Origin of the sequence: Streptomyces sp. NPDC046925, assembly GCF_040644915.1 — a bacterium.
Lineage (GTDB): Bacteria > Actinomycetota > Actinomycetes > Streptomycetales > Streptomycetaceae > Streptomyces.
On the sequence record NZ_JBEYWZ010000018.1, the window covers coordinates 71430 to 86641 of the forward strand.

General features: G+C 70.8%; 10 protein-coding genes. 8 read left to right on the forward strand and 2 right to left on the reverse strand.

What is annotated here, in order from left to right; genetic code table 11:
- The first annotated feature begins 2 nt into the window (after nucleotides 1–2).
- From ABZ906_RS42075 to adhE, 6 genes are all read left to right on the forward strand, one after another.
- Nucleotides 3–974, forward strand: coding sequence for an ABC transporter substrate-binding protein (locus ABZ906_RS42075; RefSeq protein WP_361391903.1), 972 nt, complete (start codon nucleotides 3–5; stop codon nucleotides 972–974).
- A 59-nt stretch (nucleotides 975–1033) separates the two neighbouring features.
- A complete protein-coding gene (locus ABZ906_RS42080; protein ID WP_361391906.1) occupies nucleotides 1034–1864 on the forward strand; it encodes a DUF1684 domain-containing protein in 831 nt (276 codons plus the stop codon).
- A gap of 257 nt (nucleotides 1865–2121) precedes the next feature.
- Nucleotides 2122–3018 (forward strand): S1 family peptidase, encoded by an 897-nt coding sequence (locus ABZ906_RS42085; protein ID WP_361195813.1) that lies wholly within the window; start codon nucleotides 2122–2124, stop codon nucleotides 3016–3018.
- Nucleotides 3019–3209: 191 nt separating this feature from the next.
- On the forward strand, nucleotides 3210–4154 hold the full coding sequence (locus ABZ906_RS42090; RefSeq protein ID WP_361391909.1) for a slipin family protein: 945 nt from the start codon (nucleotides 3210–3212) through the stop codon (nucleotides 4152–4154).
- 276 nt (nucleotides 4155–4430) lie between these two features.
- Nucleotides 4431–5516, forward strand: a complete 1086-nt coding sequence (locus tag ABZ906_RS42095) for a S1 family peptidase (RefSeq protein ID WP_361391912.1) — start codon at nucleotides 4431–4433, stop codon at nucleotides 5514–5516.
- Between the two features lie 209 nt (nucleotides 5517–5725).
- Entirely contained in the window at nucleotides 5726–8317 is a 2592-nt protein-coding gene (gene adhE / locus ABZ906_RS42100) for a bifunctional acetaldehyde-CoA/alcohol dehydrogenase (protein WP_361392070.1), read from the forward strand.
- 22 nt (nucleotides 8318–8339) lie between these two features.
- Here the strand turns inward: adhE and ABZ906_RS42105 are convergent, their stop codons facing one another.
- Together ABZ906_RS42105 and ABZ906_RS42110 are read right to left on the reverse strand one after the other, a co-directional pair.
- Entirely contained in the window at nucleotides 8340–9488 is a 1149-nt protein-coding gene (locus ABZ906_RS42105; protein ID WP_361195807.1) for an AAA family ATPase, read from the reverse strand.
- Between the two features lie 67 nt (nucleotides 9489–9555).
- Complete coding sequence (locus ABZ906_RS42110) at nucleotides 9556–10611, reverse strand: ABC transporter permease (protein ID WP_361391915.1); 1056 nt, start codon at nucleotides 10609–10611, stop codon at nucleotides 9556–9558.
- A gap of 163 nt (nucleotides 10612–10774) precedes the next feature.
- Between ABZ906_RS42110 and ABZ906_RS42115 the strand changes: the two genes are divergently transcribed.
- Both ABZ906_RS42115 and ABZ906_RS42120 read left to right on the forward strand, forming a co-directional pair.
- Entirely contained in the window at nucleotides 10775–14233 is a 3459-nt protein-coding gene (locus ABZ906_RS42115) for a DNA polymerase III subunit alpha (protein WP_361391918.1), read from the forward strand.
- Entirely contained in the window at nucleotides 14230–15204 is a 975-nt protein-coding gene (locus tag ABZ906_RS42120; RefSeq protein WP_361391921.1) for a hypothetical protein, read from the forward strand. Before ABZ906_RS42115 ends, ABZ906_RS42120 begins: the two co-directional genes overlap by 4 nt.
- The last annotated feature ends 8 nt before the right edge of the window (nucleotides 15205–15212 follow it).

The window sequence follows — 15212 nt, forward strand, 5'->3', positions numbered from 1 at the left end:
GCATGCTTTCCCGACGTTCCCTCTCCGCCTCCGTCGCCGCCTTCGCCCTCGTGCCCCTGCTCGGCGCCTGCGGCGGGGACAGCGACGCCGCGACCGGCGGCGGCGAGCCCGGCACCAAGAAGGTCGGCAACATCAACATCGGGCCCGACCAGAACCGGATACGCGGCAAGAAGGTCGACGCGATCGCGGAACTCCTGCCGGACAAGGTGCGCGAGCGCGGCACCCTGCGCCTCGGCGGCAGCGCGGACTCGGTCGCGCCGCTCGGCTTCTACGCCACCGACGACAAGACCCGGATCGGCTCCGAGGTCGACATCGCGAGCCTGGTCGCCGACACGCTCGGCCTGAAGCCGAAGTTCGAGCAGGTCTCCTGGGAGAACCTGTTCGTCGGTCTGGACAGCGGGAAGTTCGACGGCGTCTTCTCGAACGTCACGGTGACCGAGGAGCGCAAGGAGAAGTACGACTTCGCGACCTACCGGCACGACAACATCGCCTTCGAGGCCCGCAAGGACGCCGACTGGACGGCGAAGAAGCCGGCGGACGTGGCGGGCAGGACGATCGCGGTCTCCTCGGGCACCAACCAGGAGAAGATCCTCGTCGACTGGAGCGAGCAGAACGAGAAGGCCGGTCGCGAGCCGGTGGCGATCAAGTACTTCCAGAAGGACTCCGACTACTACCTCGCCCTCCAGTCGGGCCGCATCGACGCCTACCTCGGCCCGAACCCCTCGGCCGCCTACCACGTCGCGTCATCGGGACAGACGAAGATCATCGGGACGATGTCGGGCGGCGGCCCCGCCATCCAGGGCGAGATCGCCGCCACCACGAAGAAGGACAGCGGGCTCGTCGAGGCGTACGCCGCCGCGCTCAACCACGTGATCAAGGACGGAAGCTACGCCAAGGTCCTGGGGCGCTGGGACCTGACGAGCGAGGCCGTGAAGAAGTCGCAGATCAATCCCGAGGGCCTGCCGAAGCCGTAGGGGCCGCCGGCAGGGCGCCGCAGAGGGATTTCGCATACCGGTATGGAAGGGTTGATCACATGACGACGGACGCATCGAGTGACGCATCGACGGACGCTTCACGCGACTGGAAGCACTGGCACGAGCAGCGGACGGAGTTGGTGTCGGCGCCCTACGGCCCGCTCTCCCTCACCGGCACCCACTGGCTCGCGGACTACCCGGACGGTTCGCTTCCGGACATCCCCGGACGCTGGACCGAGGAGGGCGACGAGATCGTCCTGACCGCCGCAGCGGACGACGGGCTCACCCTCGACGGGCGGCTCATCGACGGCGAGGCCCGCCTCGGCGCCGACCCCGGCCCGGTCGCCGCCGCCCGCGTCGGCCTCGGCGAGCGCCGTCTGGTCGTGCTGCGGCGCGAAGGGCTCTGGGCGGTACGCGACTTCGACCCGGAGTCCGCCACGCGCCGCGCCTTCCGGGGCATCGAGGCCACCGAGTACGACGCGCGCTGGGCGGTGCCGGGGCGCTTCACGCCGTACGCCGCCGAGAGCACGGTGGACGGAGTGCGTACCGTCCGGGTCGGCAACGCGGACGGGGTCGAGCGGGGGCTCGGTCTCGGGGGCGAGCTGGCCTTCGTCCTGGCCGGAAAGGAGCACACGCTCCAGGTGTCGGTGGAGGCCGACGGCTCGCTGTGGGCGGTGTTCGGCGACGCGACCAGCGGGGTGTCCAGCTATCGGTTCAGGTTCCTGCGGCCCGCCGCGCCGGACGCCGAGGGGCGCACGACGGTCGACTTCAACCGCGCGCTGCTTCCGCCGTGCGCCTTCGCCGACCACTTCATCTGCCCCTTCCCGCCGCCGGGCAACACCCTTGACGCCGAGATCGCCGCGGGGGAGCGGAACCTTATCGACCGCTGACTCGTCTGTAAGAGAGCCGATGACCCAAGCCCCGGTGGCGTACGAGAAGTACGACAGCCGCCGGGGCCGGTCGCCGTATATCTGGCTGACGGCCGAAAGACACCTTGTGCGCGCTGTCCCCGGCCCGAATACTCCCGAGCAGCGCTTGTCAGGGGCACGGCGTATCCGGAATCCGGCTTACCCGTTCTGCCCATTGGCTGCGCCTCACGGGCCCCAACCCACCGGGCCCACTGACTTCCCCCCGGGAGGAACAACAAGTGAGGAACAAGCGCACCACCCCCCGCAGCGGCATAGCGAGACGCACTCGTCTGCTCGCCGTGGCCACCGGACTTGTGGCCGCCGGCGCGCTCGCCGTCCCCGCTGCGAACGCCAATGACGTCACCACCTTCAGCTCGGCGCAGCTCACCAAGGCGAGCGACGCGGTGCTCGACGCGGATGTCGCAGGCACCGCATGGAGCGTCGACAAGGCGACGAACCGTCTTGTCGTCACCGCCGACAGCACCGTCTCCCAGGCCGAGATCGCCAAGATCAAGGAGGCGGCGGGCAGTAATGCGGGCGCCCTCAAGGTCGAGCGCACTCCCGGCAAGTTCAGCAAGCTGATCTCCGGCGGCGACGCGATCTACGCGTCCAGCTGGCGCTGCTCGCTCGGCTTCAACGTCCGCAGCGGCAGCACCTACTACTTCCTCACCGCCGGTCACTGCACCGACGGAGCGGGCACGTGGTGGTCCAACTCCGGGCACACCACGACGATCGGGTCCACGACGGGATCCAGCTTCCCGACCAACGACTACGGCATCGTCAAGTACTCCGGCTCGGTCAGCCACCCCGGCACCGTCGGCAGCCAGGACATCACCAGCGCGGGCAACGCCACCGTGAACCAGACGGTCACCCGGCGCGGCTCGACCACCGGTACCCACAGCGGCAAGGTCACCGGCCTGAACGCGACCGTCAACTACGGCGGCGGCGACATCGTCTACGGCATGATCAAGACCACGGTCTGCGCGGAGCCCGGCGACAGCGGCGGCCCGCTCTACGCCGGGTCCAAGGCGCTCGGTCTGACCTCGGGCGGCAGCGGCAACTGCTCCTCGGGCGGCACGACCTTCTTCCAGCCGGTCACCGAAGCGCTGAGCGCGTACGGCGTGAGCGTCTACTGATCCCACGTACAACTGATCTCACGTACGACTGATCCCACGCACGACCGGTTCTGCAGCCAGCAGCGGAAGGGCCCTCGTCCGGTACTCCGGGCGGGGGCTCTCTCCTGTCTCCCGTCTCCCTTTGCGCGCCGTGCGGCGCTACCTTCGAAGGGCACGCCCAACACGCCCAATTCGGACCCCGGGGGGCCGGCATGGTCGAGGAGCTGGTGGCGACGGGAGTGGCCGTCGGATGTGCCGGAGCGGTCTACATGATGGCTGCGGCGCGTGTGATCAAACAGTACGAACGGGGCGTGGTGCTCCGGCTCGGGAAGCTGCAGCGTTCGGTGCGCGGCCCCGGGTTCACGATGATCGTGCCGTTCGTGGACCGGCTCCGTAAGGTCAACATGCAGATCGTGACGATGCCGGTCCCCGCACAGGACGGCATCACCCGGGACAACGTCACGGTGCGGGTCGACGCGGTCATCTACTTCAAGGTGATCGACGCGACCGAGGCCGTCATCCAGGTGGAGGACTACCGCTTCGCGGTCTCGCAGATGGCGCAGACGTCGCTGCGCTCGATCATCGGCAAGAGCGACCTGGACGATCTGCTCTCCAACCGCGAGAAGCTCAACCAGGGCCTGGAGCTGATGATCGACTCTCCTGCCGTGGGGTGGGGCGTGCAGATCGACCGGGTCGAGATCAAGGACGTGTCGCTCCCCGAGACGATGAAACGGTCCATGGCCCGCCAGGCCGAGGCCGACCGCGAACGGCGGGCCCGCGTGATCAACGCGGACGCCGAACTCCAGGCGTCCAAGAAGCTGGCCGAGGCCGCGCACGAGATGTCGGAGGAGCCGGCCGCGCTCCAGCTGCGGCTGCTCCAGACGGTGGTGGCGGTCGCCGCGGAGAAGAACTCCACCCTCGTGCTGCCCTTCCCCGTCGAGTTGTTGCGCTTCCTGGAGCGGGCCCAGCAGGCGCAGCAGCCGCCGGACGCCGGGTCCGATGCGCCCGCCGCGGTGTCGAAGTCACCCGCCGTGGTGTCCGAGTCGCCTGCCGCCGTGTCCGATTCGCCCGCTCCCGCCCTGCCGGAATTCGGCACGGCGCCTTCACAAATCGAGGAGCCGAGCATTCCGGGAACGTCGAAAACTGGACAGGACTAGTCCTTACCCGCTGCCGATCACCTGCTCGCACGGGGTGTTTGCAGCGGGGACCGACGTGGTGAGACCGGGCATCGGTGAAGACACAGGGGGCGCACAGTGACCGTCGCGTGCGCGTCCTGAAGTAGACCTTGTGTGCTACCAGACGGTATCGGGATAGTGGGCCGCACCATTTGGCATGGACGCGGCTTTCTCGGCGTGTGCGACTCCGTGCCGGTACGCCTTCCGGTCCCCAGGTCCCCACACCGAACGGGCCGACCCCCCACAGGAGGACGTGAATTGAAGCACCGACGCATATCCAAGCGACGTGCCACCGTGGCAGGTGCGGGCATCACCGCACTGATCGCCGCCGGAATCACCTTCCAGACTGCGAACGCCAGTGAGAGTGCCCCGACCCCCACGCCGGACACCCTCTCGGTCGCGAAGGCCGGAAAGCTCGCCTCGTCGCTCGGAAAGGACCTCGGCCTCGACGCGGCCGGAACGTACTACGACGCCAAGGCCAAGAACCTCGTCGTGAACGTCCTCGACAAGAGCGCGGCCGAGACGGTCGAGTCGGCGGGGGCCAAGGCGAGAATCGTCGAGAACTCCCTCGCCGAGCTGAAGAGCGCCCGTACGACGCTCAGCGACAAGGCGTCGATCCCCGGCACCTCGTGGGCGGTCGACCCGGCCACCAACAAGGTCGTCGTCACGGCGGACCGCACGGTCAAGGGCGCCGAGCTCGACAAGCTGGGCGCGGTCGTGAAGGGGCTCGGCTCCAAGGCCGAACTCAAGCACAGCAAGGGAGAGTTCAAGCCCTTCATCGCGGGTGGCGACGCCATCTGGGGCGGCGGCGGACGCTGCTCGCTCGGCTTCAACGTGGTCAAGGACGGTGCGCCGCACTTCCTGACCGCGGGCCACTGCACCGAGTCGATCACCAGCTGGTCGGAGGAGCAGGGCGGCTCCGTCATCGGTGAGAACGCGGGTTCCAGCTTCCCCGACAACGACTACGGCATCGTCAAGTACAGCGGCGACACCCCGCACCCGAGCGAGGTGAACCTCTACAACGGCTCGACGCAGGCCATCTCCAAGGCGGGCGACGCGACCGTGGGCCAGAAGGTGCAGCGCAGCGGCTCGACCACGCAGGTGCACGACGGCACGGTCAAGGGCCTCGACGCCACCGTGAACTACGGCAACGGCGATGTCGTCAACGGCCTCATCCAGACCGACGTCTGCGCCGAGCCCGGTGACAGCGGCGGCGCGCTCTTCGACGGCGAGACCGCGCTCGGTCTCACCTCGGGCGGCAGCGGCGACTGCAGCGCCGGAGGGGAGACGTTCTTCCAGCCGGTGCCCGAGGCGCTGAGCGCCTTCGGCGCCGAGATCGGCTGACCCGCGTCGGCTGACGGATCAGTTCCGGGGCCGGTCCACGACGGTGGGCCGGCCCCTTCTGTCCCTCCCTTTGTGAAAGCATTCACAAAGGGACCTTCGGCCTGCCCTCAGGGGCCTTTGTCGGCCCCCGGGGCGCGATGCACAGGTGTGCAATGGAGACATAAGCGAAAAGGTCTCATCGAAGGAGCCCCGTCATGGAGGCCAGCGAGATGGTGGACGGACTGGTCGAGCGAGCGCTGACCGCGCTCGACCGGTTCGCGTCGTACGACCAGGAGCAGGTCGACCACATCGTCACGAAGGCGTCCCTCGCTGCCCTTGACCGGCACGGGGACCTGGCGAAGCTGGCCGTGGAGGAGACCGGCCGCGGCCTCTTCGAGGACAAGGCCGTCAAGAACCTCTTCGCCTGCGAGCACGTCGTCAACTCGATGCGCGGACTGAAGACCGCGGGCGTCATCTCCCGCGACGAGCTGAACGGCATCACGGAGATCGCCGAACCGGTCGGCGTCGTCTGCGCCATGACCCCGGTGACCAACCCGACGTCCACGACCCTCTTCAAGGCCCTCATCGCCCTGAAGACCCGCAATCCGATCATCTTCGCCTTCCACCCCAGCGCCCAGCGCTGCTCCGCACAGGCCGCCCGCGTCGTGCGCGACGCCGCGATCGAGGCGGGCGCCCCCGCGGACTGCGTGCAGTGGATCGAGGAGCCCTCGATGGAGGCGACGGGGCTGCTCATGAACCACGAGGGCGTCTCCACCATCCTCGCCACCGGCGGCAACGCCATGGTCAGGTCCGCCTACTCCTGCGGCAAGCCCGCGCTCGGCGTCGGCGCGGGCAACGTACCCGCGTATGTCACGCGCAGCGGAAAGCTGCGGCGCGCCGTGCACGACATCGTGCTCTCCAAGTCCTTCGACCACGGCATGATCTGCGCGTCGGAGCAGGCCGTGATCCTCGACGAGGAGATCTACGAAGCGGGGCTCGCGGAGTTCGAGCGGCTCGGCGCGTACGTCGTCACGGCGGCCGAGAAGACCAAGCTGGAGGAGTTCGTCTTCGGGGCGACGGCCTTCGGCGCCGACTGCTCGGGCGCGAAGCTGAACGCGTCCGTCGTCGGCAGGTCACCGCGGTGGATCGCCGAACAGGCCGGATTCGAGGTCCCCGAGGGCACATCGGTCATCGTCGCCGAGTGCGCGGAGGTCGGTGAGGGGGAGCCGCTCACCCGCGAGAAGCTCTCCCCGGTACTGGCCGCCCTGAAGGCTGGATCCACCGAGCAGGGCCTCGAACTGGCCGCCCTGATGGTCGAGTTCGACGGTCTGGGCCACAGCGCCGCCATCCACACCGAGGACGAGGAGCTCGCCGAGGAGTTCGGCAGGCGCGTCAAGGCGGTCCGCGTCATCGTCAACGCGCCGTCGACCTTCGGCGGCATCGGCGACGTCTACAACGCCTTTCTGCCCTCGCTCACCCTCGGCTGCGGTTCCTACGGACACAACTCGGTGTCCGACAACGTCTCCGCGGTCAACCTGATCAACGTCAAGCGGATCGGACGGCGCAACACCAACATGCAGTGGTTCAAGGTCCCGCCGAAGATCTACTTCGAGCGCAACTCCCTGCGCTACCTCGCGGAGATGGACGGCATCAGGCGCGTCTCGATCGTCACGGACAAGACGATGTCGACGCTCGGGTTCGTCCAGAAGGTGACCGACATCCTCGCGACGCGCCCCGAAGCCGTCACCGTCCAGGTCATCGACGACGTCGAGCCCAACCCGGAGCTGGCGACCGTGCGGGCCGGCGCCGCGCGCATGCGGGAATTCGGTCCTGACACGATCATCGGGCTCGGCGGCGGCTCGCCGATGGACGCGGCAAAGATCATGTGGCTGATGTACGAGCACCCGGAGATCGAGTTCGCGGACACCAAGGAGAAGTTCTTCGACATCCGCAAGCGGGCCTTCAAGTTCCCGGGACTGGGCGAGAAGGCGCAGCTCGTGGCCATTCCGACCACCTCGGGCACGGGCAGCGAAGTCACCCCCTTCGCCGTCATCTCCGACCCGGAGGCGGCGCAGAAGTACCCCCTCGCCGACTACGCGCTCACCCCGAACGTCGCGATCGTCGATCCGGTCCTGCCGATGAGGCTCCCCGCGACGGTCACCGCCGACTCCGGTTTCGACGCGCTGACCCACGCCACCGAGGCGTACGTGTCGGTGTACGCCAACGACTACACCGACGGGCTCTGCCTCCAGGCCATCAAGCTGATCTTCGAGAACCTGGAGCGGTGCGTCGTGAACGGCGCCGGTGACCCCGAGGCGCGCGAGAAGATGCACAACGCGTCGACCGTGGCGGGCATGGCCTTCGCCAACGCTTTCCTGGGCCTGGTGCACGCGATGGCGCACACCCTCGGCAACACCTTCCACGTCTCGCACGGCCGCACCAACGCGCTGCTCCTGCCGCACGTCATCCGGCACAACGGCACCGTCTGCGGCAAGGCGACCCCGTGGCCGAAGGCCGAGGTCTACCGGGCACCGGAGCGGTTCCAGGAGATCGCCCGCATGCTGGGGCTTCCGGCGGATTTCCCGGAGCAGGGGGTGGAGTCCTACGCCGCCGCCGTCGAGGAGCTGCGGGCCAAGTGCGGGCTTCCCGCGTCCTTCGCGGAGGAGGGCGTCGATGAAGCGGCCTTCATCGAGGCGCTGCCCGAGCAGGCGATGAATGCCTACGCCGATCAGTGCGCGCCGGCCAACCCTCGTATGCCGATGATCGATGAGATGCAGGGGTTGATGCGGCGGGCGTACTACGGGAACGGGGTGGGTGCCTGATCCGGTTCGCCGTCCGCGGGGCTCACCGCTTGGGCCAGTACCACAGCGGTTCGTCCAGGAGGCTTTCGCGGCCCGCCACCTCCGTCCGTCCGGACTCCTTGCACAGCTCTATGGAGTTCACGTCGATGCGGTGGCGGGTCGCTCCCTTGGCCACTGCCTCGGCCAGCGGTTGGGCGTGGGTCACCAGGACGACCTGGGTGTCCTTCGTCGCCGTGAGGATCAACTCGGCCAGCGGGCGCAGGAGGTCGGGGTGCAGGCTTGTCTCCGGCTCGTTCAGGACGAGGAGTGACGGCGGCCGGGGCGTGAGCAGCGCGGCGGTCCACAGGAGATAGCGCAGGGTGCCGTCGGACAGCTCGGCCGCTCCCAGCGGGCGGTTCAGCCCGCGCTGGTGAAGCTGGAGCTCGAACCGTCCGCCGTGCTCGGCGATCCGCACCCGGCTGCCCGGGAAGGCGTCGTCCACGGCAGCGTCGAGCGCCGCGTGGTCGCCGGTCTCCCGGATGGTCTGCAGGGCCGCTGCCAGGTCCGCGCCGTCATGTCCGAGAACCGGGGTGCGGGTGCCGATGCGCGCGGCGCGTGCGGGAGCCCCGGCGTCCGTGCGGACGTGGTCGTAGAACCGCCAGGATCTGATCAGCTCGCGCAGGCGCAGGAGGTCGGGGGCCAGCTGCGGGTCGGCGAGCTCGCTCAGCATGCTGTCGTAGGGACGGATCTCGTTCACGGAGCGGTGCCAGCCGCCGTCGGCGGTGCGGGTGCGCACGGCAGGGCCCGCGCGGTCGCAGAGCAGCGCGGCGGGGCGCAGCACGGGCCCTGCCCAGGTGCACTCGCGCTTGATCTCCGGGTCGAGATTGAAGAGGGAGGGCTCGGCGCCCGCGCCCGAGGTGGGGATGGGGTGGCCGAAGTCCACCGCGTACCCGAACTCGTCGCCGGCGAAGCCGAGGCGCAGGCTGGTCGCCTCCGCCTTCGCGGGGCCCGCCCACAGCGCGGAGGGCAGTCCGCCCTCGTGGGCCAGCGCGGCCACCGCTCCGCCCCGCGCCGACTCGGCGAGCAGCCGCAGCGCGCGGTACAGACTCGACTTGCCGGTGCCGTTCGCGCCCGTGACCACGTTCAACCGGTCCAGGGGGACGATCAGTTTGCGCAGGGAGCGGTAGTTCTCGACCGCCAGAGTGGTGAGCATCGCTCCAGCCTCGCACCCGGGTCTGACAACGGCCCTGGGGAGCGGCCTTGGGTGCGGACCGCCCGCCTCACCCGCGGTGGGCGCCGCTGTCCGTGTCCGTGTCCTGCATCGCGGGTTTCTGCCCCGGCTGGCGGTCCCCGCGCAGCGCGGACATGACCAGGGTGACGGCGGTGCCCACGACCGCCCAGGCGGCGAGCACCAGCATCGGTCCGGTGATCGCGTTGCCCTTGAAGTACGCGATCGAGCGCGCCGCCCAGGTGCCGGCGCCCGGCGGCAGCCAGGGGCCGATCCCCTTCCAGAACGGCGGCAGCATCGGCAGCGGGAAGGCGCCGCCCGCGCTCGGGTTGCCCGCGATCACGACGAGCAGGACGGCGAGGCCGATGCCCACGATGCCGGTGAGCGACTGCAGGGCGAGCGTGATCATGCCGACCCCGAAGACGACGAGGGAGCCGAGGCCCCACAGCGCCATGATGCTGCCGGGCAGGGCGCCGAGGATCGGCCCGATGATGAGCGCGCCGCCCAGGCCGCCCGCGATCGAGTAGAGCGCCATGACGCCGGTCCTGATCAGCGCGCGCGGGCCGTTGGCGGCCCTGGCGCCCGCGCTGATCGCGAGGATCGACGCGCACAGATAGCCGCCGACGCACCAGCCGACGACCAGGTAGAAGGACGAGAGGCCGTTGAAGTCCATGGCGGACGCCGGGGCCACGTCGACGGTCTTGACCGTCCGCTTCTCGGCGCCGTCGGCCTGGGTGGTGATCCTCTCCAGGGCGGTGGCGAGGGCGGTGCCGCCGCCCGAGCCGACCAGGAGGGTGTCGGTGGTGCCGCGGGGGTCGACGAGCAGGGCGCCGTCGATGTCGCGGTTCATGATCTGCTTCCGGGCCTCGGCCTCGTCCTTGACCACGCGCGGGTCGAGCGGTTCACCGGGGAGTTTCCCGAGCTTGTCCGATGTCTCCTGTGCCGCGGGGCCCGGAGCGACGACCCCGAAGGGCACGTCCTTCGGCTTCGGGTCGTGCAGGGCCCCTACGTAGGAGGCGATGAACAGCAGCTGCAGGGCCAGTACACCGATGACCAGCAGGGCTGCTCGCGGGGTGACGGCGCTCTTCAACTCATCGGTGAAACTCATGCCCCCACGCTCCGTGGCCGCCGGTGTTCCCGCAGGTGGGCGGGGCCGAATGGGCGAAGCGTGGTGCGGTTCGACTCGGTTGTCGTACATGCGTTCGAAACTTGGTCTATGGTGGAGGCGGGGGCTGTGAGGTCGGATCGGTTCAGGGTTTCAGGAGGTGCGTGTGCCAGGGTTCACGCATCTGCACACCGTCTCCGGCTTCTCCCCGCGGTACGGGGCCTCGCACCCGGAGCGCCTCGCCGAGCGCGCCGCCGAGCGGGGCATGGACGCCCTCGCGCTCACCGACCGGGACACCCTCGCGGGCACCGTCCGGTTCGCCAAGGCCTGCGCGAAGGCGGGGGTACGGCCGCTGTTCGGGGCCGAGCTCGCGGTGGGGGAGGCGGCCTCGGTGCCCGGTGCGCGGCGGCGGACCCCGGTGCGCGGAGGCGCCTTCATCGACGAATCGACCCCGCGCGTGACCTTCCTCGCCCGGGACGGCGCCACCGGCTGGGCCGCGCTGTGCCGCCTGATCACCGCCGCGCACCGCGGCGGCGAGGGGCAGCCCGTGCTGCCGTGGGAGGAGAACCACGGCGACGGCATGACCGTACTGCTCGGCCCCGCGTCCGATGTGGGGCGCGCGCTCGCCGCCGGACGCCCCGACCGGGCCGTACGCCTCCTCGCGCCCTGGCGCGAGCGCTACGGGGACGCGCTGCGCCTGGAGTCCGTGTGGCACGGCCGCGAAGGCACCGGACCCGGCTCCCTGCGTCTGGCCGCCCGCACCGTCGGCTTCGCCGCCGAGCAGGGGGTGCGCCCCGTCCTGAGCAACGCCGTCCGCTACGCCGACCCCGGCATGGGCCCGGTCGCCGACGTGCTCGACGCCGCGCGCCGTCTCGTCCCCGTGGACCCGACCAAGGAGCTCGACAGCGGTGAGCGGTGGCTGAAAGGCGCCGACGCCATGCTGGCCAACGCCGAGCGGATCGTGGAGGCGGCCGGGTTCCGCCGCGACACCGCCCGCCGGCTCGTCGAACAGACCCGGTCGGTCGCCGCCGAGTGCCTCGTCGACCCCGAGGACGACATCGGCATCGGTTCCGTGCGCTTCCCCGAGCCGCACCTCGTCGGCGCGGGACGCCGCAGCGCGCAGCGCGTGCTCGCCTCGCGGGCCGCGGCGGGGATGGTCCTGCGGGGCTACGACGGGGACCGCGCGTACTGGGAGCGGATGCACCACGAGCTGGACATCATCGCGTACCACGGCTTCGCCTCCTACTTCCTGACCGTGGCCCAAGTGGTCGACGACGTACGCGACTTGGGCATCCGGGTCGCGGCCCGCGGCTCCGGAGCCGGGTCTCTGGTCAACCACCTCATCGGCATCGCGCACGCCGACCCCGTCGAGCACGGCCTGCTCATGGAGCGGTTCCTGTCCACGCGGCGGGCCGTCCTGCCGGACATCGACATCGACGTGGAGTCGGCCCGCCGCATCGAGGTCTACCGCGCGATCATCGACCGCTTCGGCACCGAGCGGGTCGCGACCGTCGCCATGCCCGAGACCTACCGCGTCCGCCACGCCATCCGCGACGTGGGCGCGGCCCTCTCCATGGACCCGGCCGAGATCGACAAGATCGCCAAGTCCTTCCCGCACATCCGCGCGCGGGACGCCCGCTCGGCGATGGAGGAACTGCCCGAACTGCGGGCGGTGGCGGGCCAGACGCAGAAACACGGCCGCCTGTGGGACCTGGTCGAGGCCCTGGACGCGCTGCCGCGCGGGGTCGCCATGCACCCGTGCGGGGTGCTGCTCTCCGATGCCTCGCTGCTCGCGCGTACGCCCGTCATGCCCACCAGCGGCGAGGGCCTGCCCATGTCCCAGTTCGACAAGGAGGACGTGGAGGACCTCGGGCTGCTCAAGCTCGACGTGCTCGGCGTGCGGATGCAGTCGGCGATGGCGCACGCGGTGGGCGAGGTCGAGCGGGCCACGGGCGAGCGGGTGGACGTGGACGCGGTGCCGCCGGGGGACCCGGAGACGTACCGGCTCATCCAGTCGACCGAGACGCTCGGCTGTTTCCAGATCGAGTCGCCCGGCCAGCGCGACCTGGTCGGGCGCCTTCAGCCCGCGACCTTCCACGACCTGGTCGTCGACATCTCGCTCTTCCGCCCCGGACCGGTCGCCGCCGACATGGTGCGGCCCTTCATCGAGGCCAGGCACGGCCGCGCGCCCATCCGCTATCCGCACCCCGACCTGGCGGAACCGCTCAAGGAGACATACGGGGTCGTCGTCTTCCACGAGCAGATCATCGACATCGTGAACATCATGACCGGCTGCGGACGCGACGAGGCGGACCGGGTGCGGCGCGGGCTCTCCGACCCCGAGTCGCAGGGACGGATCCGGTTCTGGTTCGCGCAGCAGGCGGCGGCCAAGGGGTACGACGCCGAGACGATCGGCCGGACCTGGGAGATCATCGAGGCCTTCGGTTCGTACGGCTTCTGCAAGGCGCACGCGGTGGCCTTCGCCGTGCCCACCTACCAGTCGGCGTGGCTGAAGGCCCATCACCCGGCCGCCTTCTACGCGGGGTTGCTCACGCACGACCCCGGCATGTACCCGAAGCGGCTGCTGCTCGCGGACGCGCGGCGGCGGGGGGTGCCGATCCTTCCCCTGGACGTGAACCGGTCCGCGGTCGCTCACCGTATCGAACTGGTGTCCGAGTCCAGGGAAACCTGGGGCCTGCGCCTCGCGCTCTCCGACGTCCACGGCATCAGCGAGGCCGAGGCCGCGCGGATCGCGGACGGGCAGCCGTACGCCTCGCTCCTCGACTTCTGGGAGCGGGCCAGGCCCGGCAAGCCCGTCGCCCAGCGGCTCGCGCAGGTCGGCGCGCTCGACGCGTTCGGCGCCAACCGCCGCGACCTGCAACTGCACCTGACGGAGCTGCGGCGGGGCGCGCGCGGCGCCTCCGGGGCCCAACTGCCCTTGTCCGGCGGGCGGAAGACGGCTCCCGCGGGGCTGCCCGACCTGGACGACGCGGAACGGCTCAGCGCCGAACTCGGCGTCCTCGGCATGGACTCCTCGCGCCATCTCATGGGCGACCACGCGGAGTTCCTCCGGGAGCTCGGCGTGCTGACGGCCCGCCGCCTGCGGGAGGCCGAACACGGGGCGACCGTCCTGGTCGCGGGCGCCAAGGCGGCCACCCAGACCCCGCCGATCCGCTCCGGGAAACGGGTCATCTTCAGCACCCTGGACGACGGTACGGGCCTGGTCGACCTGGCCTTCTTCGACGACGCCCACGAACGGTGCGCGCACACCGTCTTCCACTCCTGGCTGCTCCTGGTCCGCGGAGTGGTGCAGCGGCGCGGCCCGCGCAGCCTCAGCGTGGTCGGCGCGGCGGCATGGAACCTGGCGGAACTGGTGGAGCTGCGGCAGGAGGGCGGCCTCGAAGCGGTGGCGGCGCGCCTTGCCGAGCCGGGTCCTGCCGAGCCGGGGCCTGAGGAGGCGCCCGATGAAACCCCCGTGTCCGACGGAGCCCCCGCGGACGAAGGCCGCCGCATCCGGATGTCCACGGGGTACGAGATGCACCCCTGGGCCGATCTCCAGCCACCCGGCGAACGGGCGGCGACCGGACGGAAGTTGTGGCACCAGAGCCCGGGGAGCGCGGGATGAGCACCCTCTGTGTCCGCTTCCTCCTGCCGCCGATGTACGAGGCGGCCATGCCCCGGCTGCTCACGCTGCTCGGCGAGTTCAGCCCGGTCGTCGAGGCCCTGCCGCCCGACGCCGCGCTCGTCGACGTACGGGGAGCGATGCGCTACTTCGGGCGTGACGCCGTCGAGCTCGCCTCGGTGATCCGGGTGCGGGCGCTCGCCCACCACGGCGTGGACTGCGTGATCGGCGCCGGGCCCGGGCCGATGCTCGCGCGGATGGCCGTGCGGGGAGCCGCGCCGGGCGTGACCCTGTCCGTGGGCCAAGAGCCGGACGCCGTCGCGGAGTTCCTCGGGCCGAAGCCGGTCGGCGAGCTGCCGGGGGTCGGCCGCGCCACCGCCCGTACCCTCTGCGAGTACGGGCTCGACTCCGTCGGCAAGGTGGCCGCCGCACCGCTGTCCACGCTCCAGCGCCTCGTCGGCGCCCGCGCGGGGCGGGAGCTGCACGAGGCGGCGAACGGCATCGACCGTACGCGCGTCGTGCCGAACGCGGCAGCCCGCTCCCTCGGCTCCGAAAGGCCCTTCCCGCGCGACGAGTTGGACCCCGCGCGCCACCGCAGGGCACTGCTCTCGCTCACCGGGGAACTCGGCGCCCGGATGCGCGACGAGGACCAGGTGTGCCGCTCCCTGACCCTCACCGTGCGCTACGCGGACCGCTCCACGACGACCCGCACCCGCGTGCTGCCCGAGCCGACCGCGCACTCTTCCGCGCTGACCGGAGCCGCTTACCGGATGTACGAGGCGCTCGGCCTCCAGCGGGCCAGGGTGCGCGGCATCTCGCTGCGCGCCGAAGGGCTCGGCCCCGCCGAACAGGCCTCCCACCAGCTGATGTTCGACCCGGTGGACGACCGGGCACGCCGGATCGAGGCGGTGGCGGACCGGGCGCGGGCGAAGTTCGGCCCGGGCGCGATCGTGCCGGGAACGCTGGCGGCCTGACCGCCCGG

Excerpts from the sequence above, each read along its gene's own strand:
- ABZ906_RS42075 (WP_361391903.1), top strand. The coding sequence starts at position 3 with ATGCTTTCCCGACGTTCCCTCTCCGCCTCCGTCGCCGCCTTCGCCCTC.
- ABZ906_RS42080 (WP_361391906.1), top strand. The coding sequence starts at position 1,034 with ATGACGACGGACGCATCGAGTGACGCATCGACGGACGCTTCACGCGAC.
- ABZ906_RS42090 (WP_361391909.1), top strand. The coding sequence starts at position 3,210 with ATGGTCGAGGAGCTGGTGGCGACGGGAGTGGCCGTCGGATGTGCCGGA.
- adhE (WP_361392070.1), top strand. The coding sequence starts at position 5,726 with ATGGTGGACGGACTGGTCGAGCGAGCGCTGACCGCGCTCGACCGGTTC.
- ABZ906_RS42105 (WP_361195807.1), bottom strand. The coding sequence starts at position 9,488 with ATGCTCACCACTCTGGCGGTCGAGAACTACCGCTCCCTGCGCAAACTG.
- ABZ906_RS42110 (WP_361391915.1), bottom strand. The coding sequence starts at position 10,611 with ATGAGTTTCACCGATGAGTTGAAGAGCGCCGTCACCCCGCGAGCAGCC.
- ABZ906_RS42120 (WP_361391921.1), top strand. The coding sequence starts at position 14,230 with ATGAGCACCCTCTGTGTCCGCTTCCTCCTGCCGCCGATGTACGAGGCG.